This is a genomic window from Mediterraneibacter sp. 210702-DFI.5.30 (genome assembly GCF_020560115.1).
Lineage (GTDB): Bacteria > Bacillota > Clostridia > Lachnospirales > Lachnospiraceae > Mediterraneibacter > Mediterraneibacter faecis.
On the sequence record NZ_JAJCME010000020.1, the window covers coordinates 1 to 25,048 of the forward strand.

Sequence of the window (25,048 nt, forward strand, 5' to 3'; positions counted from 1 at the left end):
CATTGATCACAAGATCCTTAGTCTTGCTCGTCTGCCAGTTCCGACACTTCCGCATATCATCATTTTACCGTGGTCATCTGCGTTACCGCCTTGCCACAACGACTATAATACACGTTGCGGCATTAAATGTCAACAGTTTTTTTAATTTTTTTAAAAATTTATTTTTTATATACAATTAATACAATAAGAAAACCCGGTCTTCCGAAGAAAACCGGGCGAAAATACAAGCTCAAATTAAGCAAGTTTCTCTTTTGCTACTGCTGCGAGTGCTGCGAATCCTTCTCTGTCGCTTACTGCAAGCTCTGCAAGCATCTTTCTGTTCATGTCAACGTTAGCCAGTTTAAGACCATACATGAATTTGCTGTAAGAAAGTCCATTCATTCTTGCAGCTGCGTTAATACGAGCGATCCAAAGCTGTCTCATCTGACGCTTACGCTGTTTTCTTCCTGCGTAAGAAGATGTGAGTGCTCTCATTACAGACTGTTTTGCAACTCTGTACTGTTTGGAACGAGCTCCTCTGTATCCTTTAGCCAGTTTCAGTGTTCTGTTATGTTTCTTCTTAGCGTTCATTCCGCCTTTGATTCTTGCCATTTCCTAATCTCCTCCTTAATCTACTTCCAAATCTTACAGATATGGTAAAACCTTCTTCATGTTCTTTACATTTGTTGCATCTGTAATAGTTGCCTGTCTCAGATTTCTCTTTCTCTTTGTAGACTTCTTTGTTAAGATATGGCTCTTGTAAGCTTTATTTCTTTTCAGCTTTCCTGTACCTGTTACTTTGAAGCGCTTTGCTGCCGCTCTATTTGTTTTAATTTTTGGCATGATAATTTCCTCCTTTATTGTGCTGCCTTACAGGATCTTCATCCCGGATCATATTGTCTTAACGTTTTTCAGCTAAAACCATACTCATATTTCTGCCTTCCAGTTTTGCTGCCTTTTCTACTGTAGCAACATCTTCCAGCTGCTTTGCAAAATCATCAAGGATATGCTTGCTCTGCTGTACGTGAGCCATCTCACGACCTCTGAAACGCAGTGTCACCTTAACCTTATTTCCCTTGGAAATGAACTTCTTAGCATTGTTCACTTTGGTATTCAGGTCATTCGTATCAATATTCGGTGATAAACGCACTTCTTTGATTTCAACAGTTTTCTGTTTCTTCTTGGCTTCTTTCTCTTTACGAGTCTGCTCGTATTTGTACTTGCCATAGTCAATGATCTTACATACCGGTGGCTTTGCTCCCGGTGCAATCTTCACCAGATCAAGCTCTGCTTCCTGTGCAAGCTTCATTGCATCTCTAGATGACATGATGCCTAACTGTTCCCCATCCGCGCTGATCAATCTTACTTCTTTATCTCTGATCTGCTCGTTAATCATTAAATCGCTAATTGTCGTATACCTCCGTCAAATGAATTTCCTTTAGGTTCTTACGCGAAAACACAAAAAAACGAGTGAATATCATATCCACCCGACAAATGTAATAACTCCAACAGGAGCTCCTTATTATCGATATCGGACCATCAGTCACTCAATTGTGCTGCGGTGAGAGTGGATACTCTACTTTGTTTTTTGCTTAACGCAATATCTAATCTACCATATCCACTCTTTCCTGTCAACACTTTAAATGCATTTTCTTTTGTTTTTTTATTTTTTTCGAAATTTATCTTTCATTTCCCATGCAGAATACGGCAACAACACCCGGTCCTGTATGACTTCCGATCACTGTTCCGATATTATTGATCAGAATATTCTCTATTCCCATCTTCTCTCTGACACGTCCGGCAACATACTCTGCATCTTTCAGGCAATCTCCGTGCGTGATCATTATGATCTCATTCTCCCAGCCTTTCGACTGTTCTACTGCCATATCAACAATTTTATTCAGAGACTTCTTGCGACCACGTTCTTTCGCAATCACCTGAAGTTTTCCATTGTTATCCATATGTATGATCGGTTTCACTTGCACGAGTGTCCCCAAAACTGCTGCCGCTTTGGAAATACGTCCACCTCTCTGCAGATGATTCAGATCATCCACCGTAACATTATGGCAAACGTGAAGCTTGTTCTCTTCTGCCCACTTTGCGATCTCATCAATCGTCTTGCCTTCTTCTTTTAACTTAAGAGCATAGTACAAAAGCAAGCCCTCTCCCAGGCAGGCGCAAAGTGTATCGATCACAATAATCTTTGCTTCCGGATAATCCTCCGCCAGTTCTTCTGCTGCGATTCGCATACTATTGTATGTTCCGCTTAAGCCGGAAGAAAAACCAAGATGAAGTACATCTTTTCCTTCTTTCACAAACGGTTCCAGCATCTCGCGTGCTTCTTCAGGATTGATCTGAGAAGTCACAGACATATGACCTTCTCTTAATTTCTGAAAGAACTCTTTCGCTGTCAATCCTGACATATCTGTGTAATTCTCTCCATCAATTGTATATTTCAGCGGAAGGACCGGAACATGTCTCTCTTCCAGCCATTCCTTCGGTAAGTCTACAGTACTGTTCACGGTAATAATGAACTCTCTCATGTCAATAACCTCCTGCTCTCTTTCTTCCGGAAACCACCACTACATTCCATATAGCAGACATGTATTTTCCGGATAAGCAATATTTTCTATATCATACCATCTTTTATAATAAAGAGCAAAGATATATTAACAAAATTAAGATTTTGTCAGTTAATTTTTACATTTAGATAATTTCTTCCTGAAAGTGTTTTATTAAACACGAGGAAACATAATACCAAAATACATCCCACAACAAATCCATACAGATTAAACACTGCAGTCAGTACAAGAAGCATCAGTCTCATAAATTTTAATGCATATCCAAGTTCGAAATTCGGCTGTGTATAATTTGCCACTGCCACAAATGCCATATATAGCATTACTTCTGAATTGAACCAACCGGATTCTACCGAAAATTCTCCCATCACAATACCGGCAATCACACTCAACGGAGTACTGAGCATCGTTGGCGTATTCATCGCAGCCAGCCGTAAACCGTCAATTGACAGTTCAAGCAGCAGAAACTGCCAGATCAATGGAAGATTGATCTGATCACGCACCATTACAAATGAAAAAACGCCCGGTAGCCACTGCGGATTCTGCATATATAATAGATACAATGGTGTAAAAAACACCGTTGCGATTGTGATCAGGGTTCTGGAAATCTTCAGATACATTCCGGTCAACGTCGGAAAATAATAATCATTTGCCTCTTCTATCATATCCAGAACAGACGTTGGAAGTATCATTGCCGACGGCGAGTTATCCACCAGAATCACAACCTTTCCTTCCAAAAGACAGGCTGCTGCCGTATCCGGTCTCTCTGTAAATTTGAACTTTGGGAAAGGATTGAACCATTTTCTCTTGAAAAGTGCTTCTGCAAGACTCTGCTGATTCATTCTCAGGTCATCTACCTCAAGTTTCTCAATCCTTGATTTTATATTGTTTAAAAGTTCTTCATCTACACGGTCTGACATATAGCAGACTGCTATGTCCGTTCTGGAACTCTGACCTGCTTCTGTCATTTCCATAATCAGATGTGGATCTCTGATCCTTCTACGCATCAGTGCCGTATTAAATACAATTGTCTCTACAAAACCATCTCTGGAACCGCGAAGCGATTTATCTTTATCCGGCTCGTCTACACCACGGGCAGGATAACTTCTGCAATCCATACATAGTGCTGCATCATAACCATCTACAAAGAACACCGCTGTACCAGAGAGTACATTCCTCAGAATATCATCAAAACATTTCAACACATCCACTTCTACATAAGGAATCTTCTGTTTCGAAAAAGTTTCCGCATCCTGTGGGAGATCTTCTGCTGTAATAGAAAGAAAAGAATCCATAATCTTTAACATTGCTTCATCTTTTATAAATCCATCAATGTAGTAGAATACCGATTCTTTTCCACCGATCTCCATCTCCCGGCGGATAATGTCAAAGCTTTTCTCCACCGGAAGGGTCTGATCCATATATTGAATATTTTCTTTAAAAGAACAACCGACTTCTTTTTTAATCTTTCTGATCATAAAACCTAACCCTCTTTTTTCTGCCTCTTATTTGCCTTGGCTTCACTGAGTTTAGGTTTCCCTTTTTCTTACAAATTATTCTGTCAGCCTTTTATTTCTTTTTTGTTGTACTTCCAAATCCACCATTTCTTACTTCTGTCACGTCATCATCTAATGTAATTCCGTACTGTACGAAGATTCCCTGCATGAATCCATCTCCTGCTTCTACTTCTACGGTTTTTCCTTCATTAGAATCATTTGTGATCTTTGCAAAGATCTGTCCTTCATTGTCGGAATAATAATAATCGCTGTCGATAATTCCTACTGTATTGTTCAGCTGCAGTCTGTACTTGAATCCCAGTCCGCTTCTCGGATAACACTTCAGTACCCAGTCCTGTTCCATCCACACACGGACTCCCGTTGGAATCTTGACGGTTTCTCCCGGTTTCAGTGTGATTTTCACCGGTGCAAAGAAGTCATATCCTGCACTTCCGGCTGTCGCTCTTCCCGGCAGTTTTAAAGACTCGTAGATTGCTTCCATCTCTTTTTCTTCCGCTGTCTCAAATGTGTCTTTCCACCCTTCAAAGAACTTTTCTTTACTCACTTTTTCAAATCTTGCAATTCGATTCATCTCTGTTAATAACCTCCAATTTATTTTCACTTTTATCTGTTTTCTCGTTCTTCTTGTCCCGTATACAGGAAGTTTATTCTTTCCTGCCTGCAAGCACTGCAATTCATTATTATAAAATACTTGAAAGTAAAAAACAAGTTGGTGAAATAATTCTCTTGAGATATTCTGTGTTTAGAGTATAATAGATTCTATAGACACGAAACAGAAGGTGAGAGTATGCGAACAATGGACTTTACTACAGAACAGCCGGATTGCTGCTCTGTCGGTGATTATTTGGAGATTGTCGAACATGAGCTTCCCACTTCCTATTGGTATATGCTCGAGCATGCCTACGGTGCAAGCACGAATTTCAAGAACCGGGAACGCTTGAAGACCCGCAAAGGCAAAGTCATTAAGATCTGGAAGGACGACAGATTCAACTATATCACCCTGGAATTTGATGAAGAGGATGTGAAATGATGTACAACAAAGATGATGTTATATATATTCTTGAGAATAACACAACAATCCGTAAAGGAAAGATTGCACGCAAGCAGGGGGATAACTATATCATTCAGCTGATTGGCTCCTGCGGCGCACTGACAATGCCGGAAGATCAGCTATTTGAATCTGAAGAAGCTGCTGAAAAGAGCCGACAGCAGATTAAGCTGAACAGCGCGGATGTACAGAATGATTTCATATCTGTAAAACCGGATCCTTTCGACAACTGGATTGGGCGATAGGAATTGGTTTCAGAGTTGTTAAGGATATTCGTAATCGGAAACAGGATATAGAAAAAGCACTTTCGGAAGAACAATATCTTCCGAAGGTGCTTTTTTGTTTTTCTTATCGTTATACGAAAACTCTCTAATCCAAACCTTTAGAACGGTGTTCCATACAGATCATAAGGTGTCACCTGATATACGTAATAATTCAACCAGTTCGTATACAGGTTATTGCAATGCGCTCTCCAGGTCAGCATTGGTTTCTTCTCTGGATCATCATTCGGATAATAATTCTTCGGAATCTGTGGATTCAATCCTTTCCCCAGATCTCTCTTATACTCTGAATCCAGTGTCATTCTATCGTACTCCGGATGTCCCATTACAAAGATCTGACGTCCATCCTGCGCCATGCAAAGATAAACTCCTGCTTCTTCCGAATCTGCAAGAATTGTAATTCTGTCATCTTTCTCCAAAAGATCTTGCGGAACTTCTGTATGTCTTGAATGCGGTGCCAGAAACTTATCATCAAATCCTCTGACGATCGGAATCTTTCTGTTCCTTACGTGGTGCCAGAACAAACCTGAACGTTTTTCCGGAAGTTGTACCTTATCAATTCCATAATGATAATAAATACCAGCCTGTGCTCCCCAGCAAAGATGAAGTGTAGACACAACATTTGTCTTTGTCCACTCCATAATACGTTTCAGTTCTTCCCAATAATCTACATCTTCAAACGGCATCTGTTCTACAGGTGCGCCCGTGATAATAAATCCGTCAAACCTTTTATCCTTGATATCATCAAAAGCTTCATAGAACTTATAAATGTGACTTGTTGATGTATTCTTTGACACATGACTTGTCACTCTTACGAAAGTAACATCCACCTGCAGCGGAGAGTTTGAAAGTGCTCTCAGAATCTGAAGCTCTGTATCTTCCTTAAGTGGCATCAGATTCAGAAGTCCGATACTGATCGGACGGATATCCTGATGTGCCGCACGCATCTCATCCATCACGAAGATGTTCTCTTGTTCCAATATTTCCTTTACCGGCAAATCATTTTGTACTCGAATCGGCATTGTCCTTATCTCCCTTTTCTTCTTGTATTTCTTTTATCTCTTCCTGTTTTTCTTTCTGTATATAAATTCCTTCGGAATCTACATATCCGTTCTTCCCATAGCACTCTGTATCTGTTGGAAGTTCTTTTTTCTTCAGGATAGAATTAACCAGCATATTTACAATATAATAAATCACCGCAAATGTCGGTACACCAAAAAGCATTCCCGGAATACCAAATAATCCCCCTGCGATCAGGATTGAGAAAACAACCCAGAACGAGGAAAGTCCTGTCGAATTTCCTAAAATCTTTGGTCCCAGCACATTTCCATCAAACTGCTGCAATGCAATAACAAAAATGATAAAATAGAGTCCTTTCAATGGATCTGCAAGCAGAATCAGAATTGCACTCGGAATTGCTCCGATATACGGTCCAAAGAATGGAATTACATTTGTCACTCCTACGATCACGCTGACCAGCATTGTATATGGCATATTCAGAATTGATAATCCTATAAAACAGATTACTCCGATAATCAGAGAATCAATAATCTTTCCGATAATAAATCCACCGAAGATCTCATTACTTTTTCCGCCAATCTGAAGAATCATATTGGCCTGTCCCGGACGAAATACAGCGTAGATCAGCTTCTTTGTCTGTTTCTGGAACTTCTCTTTGCTAAACAAAACATAAATAGAGACAATGATTCCAATAATAAAATTAAAGACTTCACGAACCATCTGAATCATTCCCACAGTAAGCTGTGTCATCCACAGATTCACTTTCTCCATCAAATCTGTCTTCATCCAGTTCTGAACAAAATCACTTGCTTCTTCAACTATGCTCGCCAACATCTTTCCAACTGTTGAATCAGAAGAATGCATCTTACTGAATTCATGGATAAACCGGTTCATCTGACTCGGCACAGTGAAAATCATGTCGCGGATACTTCCATATAACTCCGGAATCATCATATTGAGAAGTGTAATAATCAATGCCAACATTAAGATGACAGATACGAAGATTCCAACTCCTCTTGATATCTGTTTTTTCTTCTTTAATTTGGGACAATGTTTCTCCAAAAGCGGAATCATCCGACGGTCTATCCACTTCACAATCGGATTCAGCAAATATGCAATTGCCAGTCCATAAATAATAGGTTTTGCCACTGTTAAAAACTGCTTAAATACAGATGAAATCTGTCCCAATCTCAAAAGTGCAAAATAAAATAAGATACATGTCGCAACTACGAAGAACAACGTCATACTTTTTATGGCCTGTTCTTTGAAGCTATACCTTCTTTTTTCATGTTCTTCCCGCGAATTGTGTCTATAACTTTGATCTGTATGAGTCTTTGACGCCTCTTTCGCTGTCGTATGCTCATCCTGTCGATATTCACTCATGTACGATCATTTCCTTTCTTCTGTTAAATATACATATTACGATTATAACGCGGTTACAACAATAGAGTCAACAGTAGAAAAAAGAGATTCAGAAGATTCCCTCTTCCAAATCTCTTTCTATTTATCACGATTTTATACTTTTATCTGATACTCAATTACAGCAACAATCAAATGTTGCACATTCTGTCCCACTGCTGTGGCAGGCGTCACCGCCTTCTACACTGATTTTCCCTGCGTGACATTTGCACTCTTCATTATATCTGCAATCTTTCGCCTGGCAGTCAACATCTGAGCAATCTGAAACAGACTTCATCGAATCCGTCTTATTGCTATAACTTCCCTCTCTTCTTTCTTCAAAGCTATCGCAACAGGTCTCCTTCGCATCCTTCGCACTGTTTCCTCCCACCTGGATCTTATCCAGTTCGCAAAGATACTGATAATTGTGTACACATGTCTGTACGGTACAGCTTAATTCTGGCATACTGATTTCCTCCTCTTAATCTTATTAGAACAATATCAGTATGTCCCTTTCTTTTAAATATATACACTTATATCCAAAAACACAAAACGGTATGTATCTCTCAATACATACCGCCAGTAATCTGATTCTTATGCGTTCTTTCCACAGCAGAATTTATATTTCTTTCCACTTCCGCACGGACATGGATCATTTCTTCCGATCTTTTTCGCTTTGCGAACTGTACCGGACTGTTTCTGCTCACGATACAGACGTTTCTTTGTCTCTGCATCAAAGATCTTATCCCACTGTGGGAGTCCATACAGCCAGTCAGCTTTTGCATCGATCATGTTCTTGTAAAGAAGTTCTTTATCAAATGCAAGACTTACAACTGTATCTTCTTCCATTGTCTCGATCGGGTTTGCTGTCTTCAGACTGTCATTGATTCCGTCAAGGAATCCAACCATTGTCATAACATCCTGTCCATATTTCTCAGCAAGCTCTTTCACTGTTCCCTTCACTTCTTCATCCGGGTTCTCAAGCAGCTGCTCGTAAATCTCTCTTTCGATTGTAAAGTATGTTCCCCAGAACTTCTCCAGCTGATCTTTCGGAAGATTACGGTCATAGGCCATGTCACGCCACTGGTCTAATAAACATTTCTCACTCATTGTATATTGCTCCTTTATCTTTAAACTTCGAATTCAATCGCCCTTCTATTATATAACATATTTTATTTGCCGTAAACAATTATTTGATATATACTGTTACTATTACTATATTGGCGTATGAAAGGACTGGTCACATGAAAAAACTGAAACGTATTTCTGCACTATTAGGGGTTTTTATTCTTATCGCAATGTATTTGTGCACACTGATTTTTGCACTGATTGATTCACCTGTTGCTTCTGATCTTCTCAAAGCATCTATCGCTGCAACCATTTTCGTTCCTGTTATTCTCTATGGACTGCTGCTGGTCACACGACTGTTGAAAGATGATTCAAAAGACAATTCTGATCATAAATAAAATACTGCAGTCAGTAATGCACTGACAGAATCTACTCCCCGGGCGACATGCGAAGCTGTTTCCCGGGTTTTTACTGCCTGTCTCCTCTTCAGATATTCTTCCATGGATAAATTTTCTCTGCCTTTTTCATTGCTGTTCTGTTCCATCGAATTCCTCCTTCTTTTTTCTCAGCTATATATTATGATGTTGGGGGCAAAAGCCCCCAACTATGATACCTACGGATTGTTTCGTGCAATGCACTCCCACAATTCTACCCACTATTCGCATATCGTGAAGCTTCCGCTCCACTTTTATGCTCATATTGGGCGGGTCCCAAGGCCATTACACCACCTTTGTGCAAGCACCGGTGGTTTCAGACCTTTTGACCCTGGTATCATCATATTATATGAGGAACTTTCTGATTTATTACTATCTTTTTGTTTTCCGTGCAGATTCCACGCGGAGCAACAACTACATTGTACGCCGCAGTGCGCATCCCTAGCGGAGCGTTTTTATATATTAGGAAAGAACTTTCCTAATATATAAAAAATACAGGACGGAAAGCTTTCACTTCCTGTCCTGTATTTCTGTTTCATTATTTATTACGATAAATAATATCGTCTCTTCCTGGTCCGTTACTGATCATTGTGATCGGATACTCGATCTCTTTCTCGATGAATTCAATGTATTTACGGCAGTTTTCCGGAAGATCTTCGTAGTTTTTGATTCCACGAATGTCTTCTTTCCATCCCGGAAGAACTTTGTAAACCGGTTTTGCCTTCTCAAGAAGATGTGTTACCGGGAATTCTGTAGTAACTTCTCCGTTGATCTCATAACCAACACATACCGGAATCTCATCCAGATATCCAAGTACATCGAGTACTGTAAATGCTACATCTGTTGTTCCCTGCATTCTGCAGCCATATTTGGATGCAACACAGTCAAACCATCCCATTCTTCTTGGACGTCCTGTTGTAGCGCCGAACTCTCCGCCGTCACCACCACGTCTTCTAAGCTCGTCTGCTTCCTCTCCAAAGATCTCGCTTACGAAAGCTCCGGCTCCTACTGCACTTGAGTATGCTTTACATACTGTAACGATCTGCTTGATCTCGTATGGTGGGATTCCTGCTCCGATCGCACCGTATCCTGCAAGTGTTGAGGAAGATGTAACCATTGGATAAATTCCGTGATCCGGATCTTTCATGGATCCTAACTGTCCTTCAAGAAGAACTGTCTTTCCTTCTTTGATTGCCTCGTGAAGGTAAAGAGATACATTAGCTACAAACGGCTCTACCATTTTCTTATATTCCATCAGTTCGTTATATAACTCATCAGGATTAATCAGTGGTTTGTGGTATAAATGCTCAAGCAGTACATTCTTCTGCTCTGCCACGCGCACAACCTTCTCCTTCAAAAGTTCATCATCAAACAGCTCACTAACCTGAAAACCGATCTTTGCATACTTATCTGAATAGAACGGAGCAATTCCTGACTTTGTGGAACCGAAAGATTTTCCTCCGAGTCTCTCTTCTTCATATGCGTCAAAATTCTTGTGATAAGACATTACCATCTGTGCTCTGTCGGATACAAGAATCTTCGGCATCGGAACACCTTTTTCTACTATAGACTGTACCTCTGCGAAAAGACGCGGCACATCCAGTGCGACACCATTACCAATGATGCTGGTCGTATGTCCATAGAACACACCTGATGGCAGTGTATGCAGCGCAAATTTTCCGTAATCATTCACAATTGTATGGCCTGCATTCGCACCACCCTGAAAACGAACGATGATATCTGCCTCTCTGGCGAGCATGTCTGTGATCTTACCCTTTCCTTCATCGCCCCAGTTTGCACCAACTACTGCTTTTACCATTTCAAACCCTCCTGCGTATGTTTGCTTGTAAATAATATTAATCAGCGGTACTTATAACCATTACCGCCTTAAGAATTATACTATACTTTTGCAGGGTTGTAAAACGTTATTTCGCATTTTTTTATTTAAATGTCAGAAATATTGTATTTCTGCGATAAAAGTATTACAATAAAAAGTAAATCAGGCGGTTTTCCCCTGAGAGCAAACTGTTTATCAGTATGAAATTTAGTTTAATAGAAGGGAGACTATAGAATTGAAAAAATTAATCAAATGGATAGTTGGACTTGGCACTGTTGGTACTGCAATCGGACTTCTTGCTGTTCGTCTGATCAAAAAATCAAAGAGTACATCCTCTGATATAAAAGCAGATAGCACCGATAGCAATAAAGAAGAAACGGATTCCGATACATTTGATCTGGATCAGGATCTTGAACCAACACAGGAAAGATCTTATGTATCTTTGCAGGCAGCCCAACCAGATGATTTAACTGAAAAATCTGATGTTGACAGCGCTGACTCTTCTGAAGCAGAAACACAACCAGCAGTTTCTGATGAATCAAATGATACGATTGCTGAAAACGAATAATAAAAAAGAAAGCGGATCGTTCAATCTTACACTTAGTAAAATTGAACGATCCGCTTCTCTTTTTTATTAAAATACAGCCTGTTTTTCTATCATCTATTTCCATGCCTTACAGAGTAGTTGAACTGCTGCACGGATTCTCTCCTCATTCATGTTTGCATAACCTAACAGAATCACCGCTTTTCCTGTACTGTCTTCATTATCTTTTACACAATACTCTGATAAGCCATAAACTCTGACACCTTGTTTCGCTGCTTTTTCAATCAAATCCTTTTCGGAATCATCCGTCTTAAAATGCAGCAACAGGTGAACACCTGCATTTTCTCCGGAAATTTCCAGAATCTCTTTCATCTTCCGAAGGCTGCTGATCAGAACATCATGCCTGTTCTTATATAATGCGCGTGTTTTATTCAGATGTCGCTCATAATAGCCTTCTTCCATAAATTTCTGAAGAATCATCTGATCCACCTTGGAGACAGTAGAACTGATGAATCTGCATTTTTCCTGATAAATTTTCAAAATATGTTCCGGAAGCACCATATAGCTCATTCGAATAGAAGGTGCCAGTGATTTAGAAAAGGTACCTGTATAAATCACTTTCCCATTGCTATCACTTCCCTGCAGTGCCGGAATCGGCTTTCCTTTATATCGAAATTCACTGTCGTAATCATCTTCAATAATATATCTGCCTTCTGCCCCATCTGCCCATTTCAAAAGTTCCATTCTTCTTTGTATCGGCATAACACATCCAAGTGGGTACTGATGAGACGGCATGACAAATGCAATATCCGCCCCTGATTTCTCTAATTCATCAATCCGCATCCCGCTTTGATCCATATCAACAGTACAGACTTTATAGCTTAATCGTTCAAACAATCGATAGGCCTGTCCATAGGTTGGGTTTTCCAGCGCAACTTTATGACAATTTCCAATCACTGTCGTCAAAAGCATAAGCAGATAATCGCTTCCTGCTCCAATAATGATCTGATCCGGATGACAGTGTATTCCTCTTGCCTGATGCAAATAACTGCTGATCGCATTCCGAAGCCCATATTCCCCTTGAGGATTCCCCAATCGGAACATCTCTGCCTTATCATCTATCAGACATTCTTTGGATAATTTTCTCCAAATATTATACGGAAAACTGTTGAGATCCACACCGTTCGGAGTGAAATCATACGCGTATTCTGTCACTCCTGAAGAAATCGGTTCAACTTTGATCTCCGGTCTCTTCTGAAGCTGATATATGCCTTCGATCTTTGCGACAAAATATCCTTTGCATGGGATTGCCTCCACATACCCTTCCGACAGGAGCTGTTCATATGCAAGTTCTACTGTACTCCTGCTCACTACCAGATGCTTACTCAATGCTCTTGTAGATGGAAGCCGCTCTCCACTCTGTATTACGTTATTCTGAATCTCTTCCTTGATAAATTCATAAATCTGTTCGTACAGCGGAGTTTTTGATTTTGAATTCAAACTCATTGTCAATTCATACATTCTTGTTCTCCCTCTGCATCACACCTATAACTATGAAAAACTGCCGTGAACAATTTCTCATTGTGATCACGGCAGTCCGTTTTTTATTTCTTCGGCAGTTTGAAAGAACTCTTCAGAGAAACAATACGGTTAAATACCAGATTCTCCGGTGTAGAATCCTTTGCATCGATACAGAAAAATCCGTTTCTTACAAACTGGAAGCTATCATAAGCTTTCGCATCTGCAAAGCTTGGCTCCACATAAGCATCTTTGATAATCTTCAGAGAATTTGGATTCAGGTTCAGAGAACCATCCTCTTTATTGTATACACCCTTCTCTTCATCTACAAGGTTCTCATACAGTCTTACTTCTGCTTTCTGTGCATATGGTGCCGGAACCCAATGAATTGTTCCTTTCACCTTACGTCCTGTAAATCCACTTCCAGCCTTTGTCTCAGGATCATAAGTACAGTGAACTTCTGTCACGTTACCATTCTCATCCTTTACAAAGCTTTCACACTTCACAAAATATGCGTGCATCAGACGAACTTCATTCCCTGGGAACAAGCGGAAATATTTCTTTGGCGGTTCTTCCATGAAGTCATCTCTCTCGATGTAAAGTTCACGACAGAACGGAACTTTACGTTGTCCGAGTTCTTCGTTCTCCAGATTATTCGCAACATCCAGATATTCAACTTCTCCTTCCGGATAGTTATCAATCACAAGCTTGATCGGATCAAGCACAGCCATCATACGGGAACGCTTCATCTTCAAATCCTCACGGATACAGTACTCAAGCATCGCATAATCAACAGAGCTCTGGCTCTTGGAAATACCACACATATCAATAAACATCTTGATTGACTCCGGTGTAAATCCTCTTCTTCTGAGCGCTGCGATAGAAACCAGTCTTGGATCATCCCATCCATCAACAATCTTATCTTCTACGAGCTTCTTAATATAACGCTTTCCTGTTACAACATTCGTAAGATACAGTTTTGCGAACTCAATCTGACGCGGTGGGTTCTCGAATTCACATTCTCTCACAACCCAGTCATAAAGCGGTCTGTGATCTTCAAACTCAAGTGTACAGATGGAATGTGTGATTCCCTCGATTGCATCCTCGATCGGATGAGCGAAATCATACATCGGATAAATACACCACTTATCTCCTGTATTGTGATGTGTCATGCGGGCAACACGATAAATGATCGGGTCACGCATATTAATATTCGGTGATGCCATATCAATCTTTGCACGAAGCACTTTCTCCCCGTCTGCATACTTTCCGGCACGCATATTCTCAAAAAGCTCAAGGTTTTCCTCTACAGAACGATTTCTATATGGACTTTCTTTTCCTGGTTCTGTAAGTGTTCCTCTATATTCACGCATCTGTTCTGCTGTAAGATCACAGACGAATGCTTTTCCTTTCTTAATCAGCTTCACAGCGCACTCATACATCTGATCAAAATAATCGGATGCAAAATAAAGATGATCCTTCCAGTCAGCACCCAGCCACTTAATATCCTCTTTGATAGACTCAACAAATTCTGTCTTCTCCTTTGTCGGGTTCGTATCATCAAATCTCATATGGAATTCACCATTATACTTCTCTGCCAGTCCATAGTTCAAAAGGATAGACTTCGCATGACCAATATGAAGGTATCCATTCGGCTCCGGTGGGAAACGGGTGCATACATGATCGTAAACTCCTTCTGCCAGATCCTTATCTATCTCCTGTTCAATAAAATTCTTTGAAACTGTTTCGTTCTCCATATCTTCCTCCTACTAACCATAAGTACCATCCGGATGATCTGTCACATTCCTTCGGAAGTGTGATTTATCCTACAGGTTTTCATGCTCAATATCTTATCACATAAAAAGAACAACCACAAGAGATTCTTTTCGTCTCCTCTTACAGTTATCCTTTTAAGTCACTGTTCACTTTCGTGTCAATCACTCTGCTGATTGACACGGAAAATGCATGTTTTGCCCTGAATGCAGCCTGCCTTTTAACAATTCATAAGCCTGTGCCAGAATAGCTGCATGATCCACTGCAATTCCTCCACCTTCTTTTACAACATAGTATTTTTCTCTGACCAATCCTGTCCGCTCCTTTTTCAGGATAACCGCATTTCTCTTCTGATCCTGATTTTGAATTGTCAGATGATATTCCGTCTTTTTCCATCCATCTTCTTCATATGCTGTCTCCGGTTCCATCTCTATCTCAAACCATGCTGCATCTGCCGCATCATCTCCGGCCTCTACACTTACATCCGACTCCTTTACGATAGAAAGATACGCACTTGTAATAATCCTTGCTCTCGGATCTCTCTGATAATCTCCATAACAGGCAAACTGTTCCACCGGAAGTCCGCTGACTCCGGTCTCTTCCTGCAGTTCCCGTCTTGCTGTATCCTCCAGATTCTCCCGCAAATTTACAAATCCTCCCGGAAGAGCCCAACAGCCAATACTGGGATGATTTCCTCTCTTAACCAAAAGCACCTTTAATCGTCCTTCTTTCAGTGCCTGTTCATCTTTATAAGAGAAAACAACTGTGTCTGTTGTACAGCACGGATTTTTATATCGATATGGATCATATTCTTCCAGAAATTCTTCCAGTGTCTGTCCTTTCCCATTCCGTTCTCCTGTCCCGTAAAATGGTGTGATGTCTTCTAAAAATGATGCCATATCAATCTCTCCTTTTCACTTCATTCAAAACACTCCCAACATACTCACCGGTTCAAAAAACCGACCGATTTCTGTCAAAAGATTCGCAAAATAAACACAAGTTCCTGCTTCTGCCTCCGGATGTGATCCTTGAAAATCATAACACTGTACTCCCACAAGCGGTGCATGTGCTTTCTCCCAATCCCGTTCCAGAATCTCATGGATCTGTTCTTCATCTTCTTCGCCGACCCGAAGAAAAATCTCGATGTTCTGCCTCATCGTATCAAAAAAATGATAAAATTCCGGCAGATATTCTTCCATCTCCCATACAAACTCCGTAAATGTCTGTAACACATCTTTCAGTTCTTTTAGTTCACTTGTTTCATAATTCTTTTCGCTCATACGGCTTCCCCTTCTGCAGAACCCGTCACCTTGAATCACCACTTCAATCCAATTCAGTATAACATATTTTATGACAAGCGAAAGAATTCTCAACAAGGAATTGCATTTTTTCTTTCAAGCCTGTAAACCTATAGGAAAATCCGCAACGAGATCTCTGTTGGAATCTATGAAGACCTAAAGATCTGCATTACGAATCTGCCGAAATAAGAAAAACCCCGAAAACACCGCATTTACGGGCGTTTCCGGGGAAAGGTTCAAAGCTGTCTAGGGGACTTGAACCCCCGACCTCCGCCTTACCAAGGCGACGCGCTACCGACTGCGCCAAGACAGCTTATTGCGTTCCAGCAGAACGCAAAATTAAATATACACTACTTGAGTTTGATTGTCAAGTTAAAGCTGATCTGAATCCAGCAAAATGGTAAATGGCCCGTCATTGAGCAGCTGAACCTTCATATCAGCTCCAAACTCTCCGGTCTGTACTTCCTCCACTGACTCCCTGCATTTTTCAATGATATATTCATACATCTCATTCGCCATATCCGGTTTTCCTGCTTCAATAAAGCTTGGTCTGTTTCCTCTCTTACAGTTTGCATATAACGTAAACTGTGAAACCAAGAGAAGACCTCCGTCCACATCGGCAAGCGAAAGGTTTGTCTTTCCCTGTTCATCTTCAAAAATGCGAAGTCCGATCATTTTTCGTATCATTTTGTCTGCAATCTCTTTTGTGTCTGTATCTGCTACTCCAATCAGAACAAGATACCCTTTTCCAATCTTTCCTGATATCTCACCATCAATCGTAACAGATGCCTCTGTTACTCTTTGTATTACAAATCTCATCTTCTCAAACCTCTGTTTTTTTATTATTTGTTGTCAGACAAATCAACGTCACAGCACTCACTGTCATCGGAATACTGATCAGGATAATCATTCCCATTACTATTGCCGGAAGGAATCTGCTCTCAAGATCTACGATCAGCGTTCCCATCAGATTATAGAACATGTGCATCAGCATGGATGCCGCCAGGGTGTTATAGCGATGCGCCACAAATCCAAGTGCGAACCCCAAAAGTGCCGCATAAATTCCCTGTACGAGATTTTGATGGAACACTCCAAACAGAACCGCCTGTACAACATTCGCCAGGATCCAATGCATTCCGGCACGTTCAAGATATTTCTGGATCAAACCCCGGAAAATCATTTCTTCCACAAGAGGTGGAAGAATCAATGTACTGAAAACCCACATCAGCGAGTATTCTGTCAGGCCGGAATTTTCTATCAGATTCTGATAATTATCCATCGCATCCGGAAGTGACCGTGCTACAATTGCCAGTATAATACTGGTCACGTGTATCATGCCAAAAGTAAACAGCGCAATTAAAACGCATCCGTCCAATCCGACTCTTCTGCATTTGCCTAGGATTGCACGGATTCCTCCTTCACGCAGCTGAAAAGCAAGATAATACCATAAAGCAGGAATAGGCAGAACCATAAGGTACAAAATTGCCGATACCAGATTCAAATGACTCATCAGGAACTCATAAACCACCATTGTTCCATTGTTTCCCATAACCAGAGGCCCGCCAATTGCGGCCAGATAAGAAATGATGTATCCGAATTTGTTAAAGCAGATCATGATCACCAGAAAGACTGCAAGTGCCAAAAGGTAATTGTATTTTTTCTTCATCCGTATTTCTCCTTTACGGCAGAATCTTTTGTGCTTTTGTCTTGATCCTCTGAAGTGCATTGTCCACTGACTTCGGACTCTTTCCAAGTAATTCCGCAATCGTCCGATAATCCGTTCCCATCAAGTGCAGATAAAGAACATGATTTTCTAATGGACTGAGCAATTCTTTGAGCTGCTCCGCAAAAGCTTCTGTATATTCTTTTCCAAAATAGAGAACTTCCGGATCATTCTCCTTCGATGATTCTATCGTGTCAATCAAAGGAAGACTTCTCCCCTCTCCTACCTCTTCACTGTCTTCATATAACGAAACATAAGAATTCAAAGGCAGATGCTTTTTTCGATTTGATGCCTCAATTGCCGAGTACATCTGTCTGGAGACACAAAGTTCTGCAAAACTTGAAAATGATGTTTTCTGCGTTACATCAAAATCCCGCACTGCTTTGATCAAACCGATCATTCCTTCCTGGATCAGATCCTCGTTCTCTCCACCCAACAGATACATTGCACGCGCTTTCTTTCTTACCATGGATTTATATTTCACCATCAGGTAATCCATAATCTCCTGATTTCCATTTTTGTAATCACATAAAAGCTGCTCATCTGTCATTCTGTCATACTTACTCATCCGATTATCACCTGTTATCACTCTTTTTTCGAGCAATACTCATATTTATTTCTGCGAAATCCTCTGTCTTACGATCTCATAAGCAAGAACGCCTGCTGCCACAGATGCATTCAGAGAATTAATCTGACCTTTCATTGGAATTCCTGCAACGAAATCACAGTTTTCTTTCACAAGACGGCCAACGCCCTCACCTTCATTTCCGATCACAAGACCGATCGGTCCTGTCAGGTTCAGGTCATACATCTGCTCGCCATCCATATCAGCACATACAAACCAGAGTCCTTTTTCCTTGAGTTCTTCCATTGTCTTCACAAGATTTGTCACCTTTGCGACCGGTGTATAATTCAAAGCTCCGGCAGATGTCTTCGCAACTGTCGCTGTCAGACCAACTGCTCTTCTCTTTGGAATAATGACTCCGTGTGCACCTGCAAGGTTCGCTGTACGAATGATCGCGCCAAGATTGTGCGGATCTTCAATATTGTCTAAAAGAATCAGAAACGGAGCTTCGCCTCTCTCTTCTGCCAGCTTAAGCATATCGTCGATCGTAGAATATTCATATGCTGCCGCATGCGCGATCACGCCCTGATGTTTCCCTGTCTCTGAGAGCTGGGAAAGTCTTTCTTTTGTCACAAAATTGATCAGAGATCCGTGTTTTTTCGCTTCACGTACGATTGTTCTTACCGGTCCGTCCTGGCATCCGTCAAGAACATAAATCTTGTCAATCGTACGTCCGGAACGAAATGCTTCCAGTACGGCATTTCTTCCTTCAATTACAAATGTCTCTGTTCCCTGTTCTCTATTTTCCTGCATGTTCTGCTCCTTTTTCCTTTATCTCTTTTTCAATGCTTTCAAGTCCGATACTTACAAGCTCTGTCAGTCGTTCATACTGACCTGTCAGATATAAATGTCCGATCAATGCCTCAAAACCTGTCGCTCTTCTGTAATCTGTAATTGACTGATTCTTTGCCGGAGACACAGATCGTGCATTTCTTCCTCTCCGGTAAACTCCATGTTCTTCCTCATTCAGATGCTCCTGCATGGAACGCATCATAAAGGACTGTGCTGATGCCTGTACATACTGGCTTGTCTCTTCATGGAGACGGTGGACCGGCCTGTTTCCACGGCCGACCACCATCGTCTTAATGATCAGATCATAAACACAGTCTCCCACATAAGCAAGAACCAGTGGGGAACACTGCTTTGCATCAATCTCTTTCATACCGGGAATTGTCCGGATATACTCTTCTAAACCTGCTGTTATGCTCTTTTCCATTGTACTCCTTCTCTTGTATCTTTCAGAACGATACCTTTCGCAAGAAGCTCATCTCTAATTTCATCTGCTCTTGCAAAGTTTTTCTCTTTTCTTGCTGCCTGACGCTCAGCGATCAATGCTTCAATGTCAGAATCAAGAATCTCATCTTCTTTATCAACAATAATTCCAAGTACTTCTGTCAGTCTTACCAGACGGTCAAACAGATTCTCAAGATACTCTTTGGAACTGTCTTCGTCTGTCATCGTATTAATGAATTTTACAAGATCAAATACTGCAGCGATCGCATCTGCTGTATTGAAGTCATCATCCATAGCGCTCTCAAAGTTTCCAACATATTCTGCTGACTTTGCAAACTTCTCTGCTTCTGTCTCTGCCATATCTTCTGTCTTCGCGCTTCCCATAAGGAATTTCAGACGATCAGCTGCTGTAATGATTCTCTCAAGTCCGCTCTTTGCTGCTTCCATCAATTCAGCGCTGAAGTTCAGTGGACTTCTGTAATGTGCGCTTAACATGAAGAAACGAAGTACCTGAAGGTCATACTTCTCACTGATCTCGCGAACTGTGAAGAAATTTCCAAGAGACTTGGACATCTTACGGTTATCAATGTTCAGGAACCCGTTATGCATCCAGTATCTGGAGAATTCTTTTCCGTTCGCTGCTTCACTCTGCGCAATTTCATTTTCATGATGTGGAAAGATCAGGTCTTCCCCACCTGCATGAATATCGATCTGCTCACCAAGATATTTCTTGGACATCTCTGAGCACTCAATGTGCCATCCCGGACGTCCCTCACCCCATGGAGAAACCCATGCAGGCTCGCCTTCTTTTTTCGGTTTCCAGAGAACAAAATCCAGAGAATCTTCTTTCTCATCCTCACCGCTTACAAGAAGGGTACGTCCGCCTGACTGAAGATCATCAAGGTTCTTATGGGATAATTTACCATAATCTTTGAACTTTCTTGTACGGTAATATACCGTTCCGTTCTTCTCGTATGCGTAGCCTTTCTCAATCAGTGTCTCAATCATGCTGATCATACCGTCAATCTCTTCTGTTGCAAGCGGATTCTTTGTTGCCGGCTCAATATTCATACCGTCCATATCTTTCTTGCACTCTGCAATGTAACGCTGTGAGATTTCTTCTGCTGTAACGCCTTCTTCGTTTGCTTTCTTGATGATCTTGTCATCGACATCCGTAAAGTTAGATACATAATTCACATCATAATTCTTGTATTCAAAATATCTGCGGACAGTATCAAACACGATCATTGGTCTTGCATTTCCAATATGGATGTAATTATATACAGTCGGACCGCATACATACATCTTTACTTTTCCTTCCTCTAGAGGAACAAACTCTTCTTTTCTTTTTGACATTGTATTATAAATCTTCATCGTTCTTACTCTCCTTATTTTCTTTCTCCACACATCGCATATATTTTATCATAGATTCCAAACGTTTGTGAAGTTTTATATTCTCTTCCTGCAGTTCTCGAATATCTGTAAGTACCGGGTCCGGTAAATGTACCTGATCCATATCACTTCTTGGGACCTTCTTGTTGTCCATGCGGACGATTCGTCCCGGCACACCGACAACTGTACAGTTCGGTGGAACCTCTTCAAGTACTACAGAACCAGCTCCGATCTTAGAATTTTCCCCGATTGTAAAAGAACCCAGGATCTTTGCGCCGGCGCTCACCATAACATTATCTTTCAACGTTGGATGACGTTTTCCCTGTTCTTTTCCGGTACCGCCAAGCGTAACCCCCTGATACAGTGTTACATTATCTCCGATGATCGTAGTTTCTCCGATGATCACACCTGTTCCATGATCGATAAAAAGTCCCTTTCCAATTGTTGCACCCGGATGGATCTCAATCCCTGTCTTACGCGCTGCTCTCTGAGAAATCCAGCGTGCCCAGAAATAGTGCTTTTTCAGGTAAAGCTTATGCGCCACTCTGTAGCTTAAGATTACTTTAAAGCTTGGATACAAAAATACTTCCATGTTTGATTTGATCGCAGGATCTCGCTCTCGGATCACCTCTATCTCCTGTTTAACATAAGATATCATTCCCATATTTATCATTCCTTTCTGATTCAAGAATGCACTTAACACCCTAAACGGATTGTTTTGTATATCAAAAAACTTCGTCTCAATCTAGAGACGAAGTTCTATCCGCGGTTCCACTCTAATAAAAGAAGTATAACTTCTTTCACTTTCACGCACGTAACGTGTGCCTGACGTACCCTGCTACTCCATTCACAGGATCGACTCCCGGGGGCACTTCACAGTTTCTTCTCTCAAAGGTGCTTTCAGCCGGTGACACCTTCTCTCTATGAGTCCAAATCTCTGTTACTCTTCCCGTTCTTTGTCTTTCTCAATTCTATTACCAATATTTATTGTTTTCAACATCTCTATTATCTTATGCAAAAAATCATTTTTTGTCAACTATTATCTCTGCCGATCAACTGCATTTTAACATTTTATTCAGACAATCTCATTCAAAAATATTGGACAGAAGTTCTGAAGTTTCCTCAGTTCTTCCTCTAGTTCTTCTGTAAGAATTACGCTTTCCTCTGCACGTATTTCTTCAGGAGTTTTGTATCCAAACAATATTTCCGTCAATGCTGCAATGGAAAGTACTCCCTGTGAATCTTCCGTTTCAGACACGCTCAGGCTTTCTTCTCCTTTTGAGCTACTGAGTTTCCAGATCCTGCTGTTCTTATGAAGAATCGGATCGATCACCGCAAAAGAGCAATGGATCTCACATTCTGACGGGATTTTCATTTCAGAAAATAGTTCCTGTAAATGAACGATCCTGATCATAATAAGCGGTTTTTCTTTATATGCAGACGTTTCATCATCTGGCCAGTCAGGTGCTTCCTTAAGCCCATAAACCGAAACCTTTTCTTCCGGTTCTCTAAGACCATCCACCGACGCCCAGAAGAGATCTTCTTTCCCTTCCAGATAAAGTGGTTCCCTGATCTCGAGTCCCTCTTCTTTCGCATATGCATAGATACAAACCAGCTTCTCTTCTTCAAAGACAAGCCGCATCCCGCCAAACTCGCTCTGTTGTTCGAGAATCTGTGTCTGATAATATTGTGCATTTCTTAAAGCAACAACATTCCAGCAATCCGAAAAATTCTCTTCAACAAATACCGCCATCTTCCCTGCATCCATAAATCTTGCATCACGGTCTACAATCCGCTCTTGTGATATATTTCTATATTCATCATTTTTATATTCTTTTCTTGCAGAAAAAAATGCTTCATCAAGCTCGATTTGTTTCTGTTCATAAACAAATCGGAAATCATAAGGATAATAGATTGCTTCTGCCGCCGGCATCAGGAAGGTAAATGGCATCTTCTGTGAATACTGATCCTGTAATGCATGAATCAGAAGATTTCTCATATATCCTCTGCCTCTATATTCTGCCTGCGTGGCAACTCCCACGATATAATCCGATGGAACAACTCTTTCCTGTAACTTTACCTGATAAGGGTTCAACTGCAGCATCGCACGTATCTCATCGTCTTCCTCTATTACATAAATCGTATTGTCTTTTGTCTTGATATAATAGTAATAATCAACAAATTCCTGACTGTCTTCTGAAAATACCTGTTCCCACAAGCTCCTGGTTTTCCCATGCTCTGATTGGTCCAGCTTTCGAATCTTCATCTTATTTTCCCGCACAGCATCCACCACATCCTGCAGGCTTCTCCATCACATCCACGCTACTGTAATTCGTAAATTTTTCAATCGCACAGATTGCCTGGGATGAGATGCCTTCGCCGCTTCCGGTAAAGCCAAGGCCCTCTTCTGTTGTAGCCTTTACATTGATCTGATCAACGTCAATTTTAAGCGCTTTCGCCATGTTTTCCCGCATCTGATCAATATGCGGACGCATCTTTGGACGCTGCGCAATGATCGTTGCATCAATATTCTCGATCACATAACCATTTTCTCCCAAAAGTCCGCCTACGTGCTCAAGCAGTTTTATACTGGATGCACCCTTATATTTCGGATCTGTATCCGGAAAATGAAGACCAATGTCTCCAAGTGCTGCTGCTCCAAGCAGTGCATCCATTACGGCATGCAGCATAACATCCGCATCTGAATGTCCCAAGAGACCTTTCTCGTAAGGAATCTCAACTCCACCCAGGATCAGTTTTCTTCCTTCAACTAACTTATGAACATCATATCCCATACCTACACGCATAATTATTTCTCCTCAAAATCATTTTCAGCATCTTCTGAAACAGGTTCTTCATTCAGTTCTGCAAAAATATCTACCACTCTTGTGTCTGTCAGTTCTTCTTCCTGAGCTGGAGTTTCTTCAACTGGTGTTCCTTCAGCTTTTATTTCTTCGTCCGGTGTTTCCTCTGATTCTGTTGTAGTCACCGGTTTTTCTAATGATTCTGCTTTTTCTTCTGATACTGTTTTTTCCGCTGCTTCGTTTTCTGTTGAATCTGAATCTGCTGTTTTTTCTATAACTTCAGCCTTGCTGTCTTGCATTGTTTTTTCCTCGGAATCCGCCTTAGACACTGCGTCTTCCAGCTTCTTCCTGTCTTCTTCTGAAAGCATTGTCGGCATTGTATCGTCTGATACTTTTTCGTCTTCTGATGCTTCTGTCGTTGTGCTCTCTGTTACCTGTGACATTTCCTTCGCCGCTGCCGCTTCTTCTGCTTTTCGTTTCTGCTCCGCTTTTCTCTTTGCTATCATCTTCGCAATCTGCTTTTTGATATCAATTTCAAACGTTTTGCAGATGGCATTCCCTGCATAAGCAACTCCAACCAGGATAAATACAACTGCCAGTACTGACATAAGTGCCATATTGCTAGGACGCTGCTGGATCATCTCACTTAAGATTCTGATACCCAGGTAGGTAAGATAACCTCCAAGTACTATTCTGAGCGCACATCCGCTTTTCTTATTCATCTTGTTTCCTCCGTATTTCTGCTGTTGGCCACGTTTTAAAATATAAACGAAAGACAACAACTTTTTTCTATATCATTATCTGTTATATTACCACAAGTTGCTCCTTAATACTATTATTTCTTTGCTTGATATAAGCAGTAACCAGTAAATTTGCGTAAAAAAACTGCGTACTAATTTCTTAAGCACGCAGTCTTCGTTATAGTAGCGGGAACTGGATTTGAACCAGCGACACCACGGGTATGAACCGTGTGCTCT

The 25,048-nt window shown here is 41.0% G+C and carries 30 protein-coding genes, 1 tRNA gene and 1 other annotated feature; of the genes, 4 read left to right on the top strand and 27 right to left on the bottom strand.

What is annotated here, in order from left to right:
• Positions 1 to 234: 234 nt before the first annotated feature.
• The 6 genes from rplT to LI126_RS14000 form a co-directional block, all read right to left on the bottom strand.
• Complete coding sequence (gene rplT, locus LI126_RS13975; protein WP_015529026.1) at positions 235 to 591, bottom strand: 50S ribosomal protein L20; 357 nt, start codon at positions 589 to 591, stop codon at positions 235 to 237.
• Between the two features lie 33 nt (positions 592 to 624).
• Positions 625 to 822 carry a 50S ribosomal protein L35 gene (rpmI, locus tag LI126_RS13980; RefSeq protein WP_015529025.1) on the bottom strand — a complete coding sequence of 66 codons (198 nt, stop codon included), beginning with the start codon at positions 820 to 822 and terminating at the stop codon, positions 625 to 627.
• Between the two features lie 58 nt (positions 823 to 880).
• A complete protein-coding gene (infC, locus tag LI126_RS13985; RefSeq protein ID WP_020435606.1) occupies positions 881 to 1,375 on the bottom strand; it encodes a translation initiation factor IF-3 in 495 nt (164 codons plus the stop codon).
• A gap of 283 nt (positions 1,376 to 1,658) precedes the next feature.
• Entirely contained in the window at positions 1,659 to 2,522 is an 864-nt protein-coding gene (locus LI126_RS13990) for a DegV family protein (RefSeq protein WP_227165609.1), read from the bottom strand.
• 146 nt (positions 2,523 to 2,668) lie between these two features.
• On the bottom strand, positions 2,669 to 4,036 hold the full coding sequence (locus LI126_RS13995; RefSeq protein ID WP_195941810.1) for a spore germination protein: 1,368 nt from the start codon (positions 4,034 to 4,036) through the stop codon (positions 2,669 to 2,671).
• A gap of 91 nt (positions 4,037 to 4,127) precedes the next feature.
• Positions 4,128 to 4,646, bottom strand: a complete 519-nt coding sequence (locus LI126_RS14000; protein ID WP_020435921.1) for a deoxyuridine 5'-triphosphate nucleotidohydrolase — start codon at positions 4,644 to 4,646, stop codon at positions 4,128 to 4,130.
• A gap of 216 nt (positions 4,647 to 4,862) precedes the next feature.
• On the opposite strand from LI126_RS14000, the gene LI126_RS14005 reads away from it, so the two are divergent.
• Positions 4,863 to 5,105 (top strand): hypothetical protein, encoded by a 243-nt coding sequence (locus LI126_RS14005; RefSeq protein WP_020435920.1) that lies wholly within the window; start codon positions 4,863 to 4,865, stop codon positions 5,103 to 5,105.
• Positions 5,102 to 5,368 carry a hypothetical protein gene (locus LI126_RS14010; protein ID WP_020435919.1) on the top strand — a complete coding sequence of 89 codons (267 nt, stop codon included), beginning with the start codon at positions 5,102 to 5,104 and terminating at the stop codon, positions 5,366 to 5,368. Before LI126_RS14005 ends, LI126_RS14010 begins: the two co-directional genes overlap by 4 nt.
• A 137-nt stretch (positions 5,369 to 5,505) precedes the next feature.
• Here the strand turns inward: LI126_RS14010 and metA are convergent, their stop codons facing one another.
• From metA to LI126_RS14030, 4 genes are all read right to left on the bottom strand, one after another.
• Entirely contained in the window at positions 5,506 to 6,426 is a 921-nt protein-coding gene (gene metA / locus LI126_RS14015; protein ID WP_015529018.1) for a homoserine O-acetyltransferase MetA, read from the bottom strand.
• The gene (locus tag LI126_RS14020; RefSeq protein ID WP_015529017.1) at positions 6,404 to 7,807 is read right to left on the bottom strand and encodes an AI-2E family transporter; all 1,404 of its coding nucleotides are present in this window, start codon (positions 7,805 to 7,807) and stop codon (positions 6,404 to 6,406) included. Before LI126_RS14020 ends, metA begins: the two co-directional genes overlap by 23 nt.
• A 151-nt stretch (positions 7,808 to 7,958) precedes the next feature.
• A complete protein-coding gene (locus LI126_RS14025) occupies positions 7,959 to 8,288 on the bottom strand; it encodes a DUF1540 domain-containing protein (protein WP_055145808.1) in 330 nt (109 codons plus the stop codon).
• A gap of 128 nt (positions 8,289 to 8,416) precedes the next feature.
• Positions 8,417 to 8,932 carry an SEC-C metal-binding domain-containing protein gene (locus LI126_RS14030; protein WP_015529015.1) on the bottom strand — a complete coding sequence of 172 codons (516 nt, stop codon included), beginning with the start codon at positions 8,930 to 8,932 and terminating at the stop codon, positions 8,417 to 8,419.
• Positions 8,933 to 9,066: 134 nt separating this feature from the next.
• Between LI126_RS14030 and LI126_RS14035 the strand changes: the two genes are divergently transcribed.
• The gene (locus tag LI126_RS14035) at positions 9,067 to 9,288 is read left to right on the top strand and encodes a hypothetical protein (RefSeq protein ID WP_020436987.1); all 222 of its coding nucleotides are present in this window, start codon (positions 9,067 to 9,069) and stop codon (positions 9,286 to 9,288) included.
• On the opposite strand, the gene LI126_RS14040 is transcribed toward LI126_RS14035, so the two are convergent.
• Together LI126_RS14040 and LI126_RS14050 are read right to left on the bottom strand one after the other, a co-directional pair.
• Positions 9,279 to 9,434 carry a hypothetical protein gene (locus LI126_RS14040; protein WP_226901269.1) on the bottom strand — a complete coding sequence of 52 codons (156 nt, stop codon included), beginning with the start codon at positions 9,432 to 9,434 and terminating at the stop codon, positions 9,279 to 9,281. The two genes, LI126_RS14035 and LI126_RS14040, sit on opposite strands and share 10 nt — an antisense overlap.
• Positions 9,435 to 9,862: 428 nt before the next feature.
• On the bottom strand, positions 9,863 to 11,143 hold the full coding sequence (locus LI126_RS14050) for an adenylosuccinate synthase (RefSeq protein ID WP_020436985.1): 1,281 nt from the start codon (positions 11,141 to 11,143) through the stop codon (positions 9,863 to 9,865).
• A 253-nt stretch (positions 11,144 to 11,396) separates the two neighbouring features.
• Here LI126_RS14050 and LI126_RS14055 point away from each other — a divergent pair, with 253 nt between their 5' ends.
• Positions 11,397 to 11,729, top strand: a complete 333-nt coding sequence (locus LI126_RS14055) for a hypothetical protein (protein WP_227165610.1) — start codon at positions 11,397 to 11,399, stop codon at positions 11,727 to 11,729.
• Between the two features lie 93 nt (positions 11,730 to 11,822).
• On the opposite strand, the gene pdxR is transcribed toward LI126_RS14055, so the two are convergent.
• The 15 genes from pdxR to LI126_RS14130 form a co-directional block, all read right to left on the bottom strand.
• Positions 11,823 to 13,226, bottom strand: a complete 1,404-nt coding sequence (gene pdxR / locus LI126_RS14060; protein WP_227165611.1) for a MocR-like pyridoxine biosynthesis transcription factor PdxR — start codon at positions 13,224 to 13,226, stop codon at positions 11,823 to 11,825.
• Positions 13,227 to 13,309: 83 nt separating this feature from the next.
• Positions 13,310 to 14,980: a glutamine--tRNA ligase/YqeY domain fusion protein gene (locus tag LI126_RS14065; RefSeq protein ID WP_015529010.1), complete on the bottom strand. Its 1,671-nt coding sequence runs from the start codon at positions 14,978 to 14,980 to the stop codon at positions 13,310 to 13,312.
• A gap of 180 nt (positions 14,981 to 15,160) precedes the next feature.
• Positions 15,161 to 15,895 (bottom strand): NUDIX domain-containing protein, encoded by a 735-nt coding sequence (locus LI126_RS14070; RefSeq protein WP_227165612.1) that lies wholly within the window; start codon positions 15,893 to 15,895, stop codon positions 15,161 to 15,163.
• A gap of 24 nt (positions 15,896 to 15,919) precedes the next feature.
• A complete protein-coding gene (locus LI126_RS14075; protein ID WP_227165613.1) occupies positions 15,920 to 16,276 on the bottom strand; it encodes a hypothetical protein in 357 nt (118 codons plus the stop codon).
• A gap of 258 nt (positions 16,277 to 16,534) precedes the next feature.
• Positions 16,535 to 16,607 (bottom strand) — tRNA-Thr (locus LI126_RS14080).
• A gap of 59 nt (positions 16,608 to 16,666) precedes the next feature.
• Positions 16,667 to 17,113 (bottom strand): D-aminoacyl-tRNA deacylase, encoded by a 447-nt coding sequence (dtd, locus tag LI126_RS14085; protein ID WP_227165614.1) that lies wholly within the window; start codon positions 17,111 to 17,113, stop codon positions 16,667 to 16,669.
• A 4-nt stretch (positions 17,114 to 17,117) separates the two neighbouring features.
• Positions 17,118 to 17,960 (bottom strand): CPBP family intramembrane glutamic endopeptidase, encoded by an 843-nt coding sequence (locus tag LI126_RS14090; protein ID WP_227165615.1) that lies wholly within the window; start codon positions 17,958 to 17,960, stop codon positions 17,118 to 17,120.
• A 13-nt stretch (positions 17,961 to 17,973) separates the two neighbouring features.
• A complete protein-coding gene (locus LI126_RS14095; protein ID WP_117891165.1) occupies positions 17,974 to 18,585 on the bottom strand; it encodes a sigma-70 family RNA polymerase sigma factor in 612 nt (203 codons plus the stop codon).
• A 45-nt stretch (positions 18,586 to 18,630) separates the two neighbouring features.
• Positions 18,631 to 19,395, bottom strand: a complete 765-nt coding sequence (gene rlmB / locus LI126_RS14100) for a 23S rRNA (guanosine(2251)-2'-O)-methyltransferase RlmB (RefSeq protein WP_015528961.1) — start codon at positions 19,393 to 19,395, stop codon at positions 18,631 to 18,633.
• Positions 19,382 to 19,858 carry a Mini-ribonuclease 3 gene (locus LI126_RS14105; RefSeq protein ID WP_015528960.1) on the bottom strand — a complete coding sequence of 159 codons (477 nt, stop codon included), beginning with the start codon at positions 19,856 to 19,858 and terminating at the stop codon, positions 19,382 to 19,384. Before LI126_RS14105 ends, rlmB begins: the two co-directional genes overlap by 14 nt.
• Complete coding sequence (gene cysS, locus LI126_RS14110; protein ID WP_015528959.1) at positions 19,843 to 21,249, bottom strand: cysteine--tRNA ligase; 1,407 nt, start codon at positions 21,247 to 21,249, stop codon at positions 19,843 to 19,845. Before cysS ends, LI126_RS14105 begins: the two co-directional genes overlap by 16 nt.
• Positions 21,236 to 21,931 carry a serine O-acetyltransferase EpsC gene (gene epsC, locus LI126_RS14115; RefSeq protein WP_015528958.1) on the bottom strand — a complete coding sequence of 232 codons (696 nt, stop codon included), beginning with the start codon at positions 21,929 to 21,931 and terminating at the stop codon, positions 21,236 to 21,238. The genes cysS and epsC overlap by 14 nt, the downstream gene beginning before the upstream one ends.
• An 80-nt stretch (positions 21,932 to 22,011) precedes the next feature.
• Positions 22,012 to 22,233, bottom strand: a binding site (T-box leader).
• Positions 22,234 to 22,342: 109 nt separating this feature from the next.
• Entirely contained in the window at positions 22,343 to 23,533 is a 1,191-nt protein-coding gene (locus tag LI126_RS14120; protein WP_227165616.1) for a GNAT family N-acetyltransferase, read from the bottom strand.
• A 1-nt stretch (position 23,534) separates the two neighbouring features.
• Positions 23,535 to 24,074: a 2-C-methyl-D-erythritol 2,4-cyclodiphosphate synthase gene (gene ispF, locus LI126_RS14125; RefSeq protein ID WP_227165617.1), complete on the bottom strand. Its 540-nt coding sequence runs from the start codon at positions 24,072 to 24,074 to the stop codon at positions 23,535 to 23,537.
• 2 nt (positions 24,075 to 24,076) lie between these two features.
• Positions 24,077 to 24,793, bottom strand: coding sequence for a hypothetical protein (locus LI126_RS14130; RefSeq protein ID WP_227165618.1), 717 nt, complete (start codon positions 24,791 to 24,793; stop codon positions 24,077 to 24,079).
• Between the last annotated feature and the right edge of the window lie 255 nt (positions 24,794 to 25,048).

Bases quoted from the DNA above. Each gene is read 5' to 3' on its own strand.
- rplT (WP_015529026.1), bottom strand. From the start codon at position 591: ATGGCAAGAATCAAAGGCGGAATGAACGCTAAGAAGAAACATAACAGA.
- rpmI (WP_015529025.1), bottom strand. From the start codon at position 822: ATGCCAAAAATTAAAACAAATAGAGCGGCAGCAAAGCGCTTCAAAGTA.
- infC (WP_020435606.1), bottom strand. From the start codon at position 1,375: ATGATTAACGAGCAGATCAGAGATAAAGAAGTAAGATTGATCAGCGCG.
- LI126_RS13990 (WP_227165609.1), bottom strand. From the start codon at position 2,522: ATGAGAGAGTTCATTATTACCGTGAACAGTACTGTAGACTTACCGAAG.
- LI126_RS13995 (WP_195941810.1), bottom strand. From the start codon at position 4,036: ATGATCAGAAAGATTAAAAAAGAAGTCGGTTGTTCTTTTAAAGAAAAT.
- LI126_RS14000 (WP_020435921.1), bottom strand. From the start codon at position 4,646: ATGAATCGAATTGCAAGATTTGAAAAAGTGAGTAAAGAAAAGTTCTTT.
- LI126_RS14005 (WP_020435920.1), top strand. From the start codon at position 4,863: ATGCGAACAATGGACTTTACTACAGAACAGCCGGATTGCTGCTCTGTC.
- LI126_RS14010 (WP_020435919.1), top strand. From the start codon at position 5,102: ATGATGTACAACAAAGATGATGTTATATATATTCTTGAGAATAACACA.
- metA (WP_015529018.1), bottom strand. From the start codon at position 6,426: ATGCCGATTCGAGTACAAAATGATTTGCCGGTAAAGGAAATATTGGAA.
- LI126_RS14020 (WP_015529017.1), bottom strand. From the start codon at position 7,807: ATGAGTGAATATCGACAGGATGAGCATACGACAGCGAAAGAGGCGTCA.
- LI126_RS14025 (WP_055145808.1), bottom strand. From the start codon at position 8,288: ATGCCAGAATTAAGCTGTACCGTACAGACATGTGTACACAATTATCAG.
- LI126_RS14030 (WP_015529015.1), bottom strand. From the start codon at position 8,932: ATGAGTGAGAAATGTTTATTAGACCAGTGGCGTGACATGGCCTATGAC.
- LI126_RS14035 (WP_020436987.1), top strand. From the start codon at position 9,067: ATGAAAAAACTGAAACGTATTTCTGCACTATTAGGGGTTTTTATTCTT.
- LI126_RS14040 (WP_226901269.1), bottom strand. From the start codon at position 9,434: ATGGAACAGAACAGCAATGAAAAAGGCAGAGAAAATTTATCCATGGAA.
- LI126_RS14050 (WP_020436985.1), bottom strand. From the start codon at position 11,143: ATGGTAAAAGCAGTAGTTGGTGCAAACTGGGGCGATGAAGGAAAGGGT.
- pdxR (WP_227165611.1), bottom strand. From the start codon at position 13,226: ATGTATGAATTGACAATGAGTTTGAATTCAAAATCAAAAACTCCGCTG.
- LI126_RS14065 (WP_015529010.1), bottom strand. From the start codon at position 14,980: ATGGAGAACGAAACAGTTTCAAAGAATTTTATTGAACAGGAGATAGAT.
- LI126_RS14070 (WP_227165612.1), bottom strand. From the start codon at position 15,895: ATGGCATCATTTTTAGAAGACATCACACCATTTTACGGGACAGGAGAA.
- LI126_RS14075 (WP_227165613.1), bottom strand. From the start codon at position 16,276: ATGAGCGAAAAGAATTATGAAACAAGTGAACTAAAAGAACTGAAAGAT.
- dtd (WP_227165614.1), bottom strand. From the start codon at position 17,113: ATGAGATTTGTAATACAAAGAGTAACAGAGGCATCTGTTACGATTGAT.
- LI126_RS14090 (WP_227165615.1), bottom strand. From the start codon at position 17,960: ATGAAGAAAAAATACAATTACCTTTTGGCACTTGCAGTCTTTCTGGTG.
- LI126_RS14095 (WP_117891165.1), bottom strand. From the start codon at position 18,585: ATGAGTAAGTATGACAGAATGACAGATGAGCAGCTTTTATGTGATTAC.
- rlmB (WP_015528961.1), bottom strand. From the start codon at position 19,395: ATGCAGGAAAATAGAGAACAGGGAACAGAGACATTTGTAATTGAAGGA.
- LI126_RS14105 (WP_015528960.1), bottom strand. From the start codon at position 19,858: ATGGAAAAGAGCATAACAGCAGGTTTAGAAGAGTATATCCGGACAATT.
- cysS (WP_015528959.1), bottom strand. From the start codon at position 21,249: ATGAAGATTTATAATACAATGTCAAAAAGAAAAGAAGAGTTTGTTCCT.
- epsC (WP_015528958.1), bottom strand. From the start codon at position 21,931: ATGGGAATGATATCTTATGTTAAACAGGAGATAGAGGTGATCCGAGAG.
- LI126_RS14120 (WP_227165616.1), bottom strand. From the start codon at position 23,533: ATGAAGATTCGAAAGCTGGACCAATCAGAGCATGGGAAAACCAGGAGC.
- ispF (WP_227165617.1), bottom strand. From the start codon at position 24,074: ATGCGTGTAGGTATGGGATATGATGTTCATAAGTTAGTTGAAGGAAGA.
- LI126_RS14130 (WP_227165618.1), bottom strand. From the start codon at position 24,793: ATGAATAAGAAAAGCGGATGTGCGCTCAGAATAGTACTTGGAGGTTAT.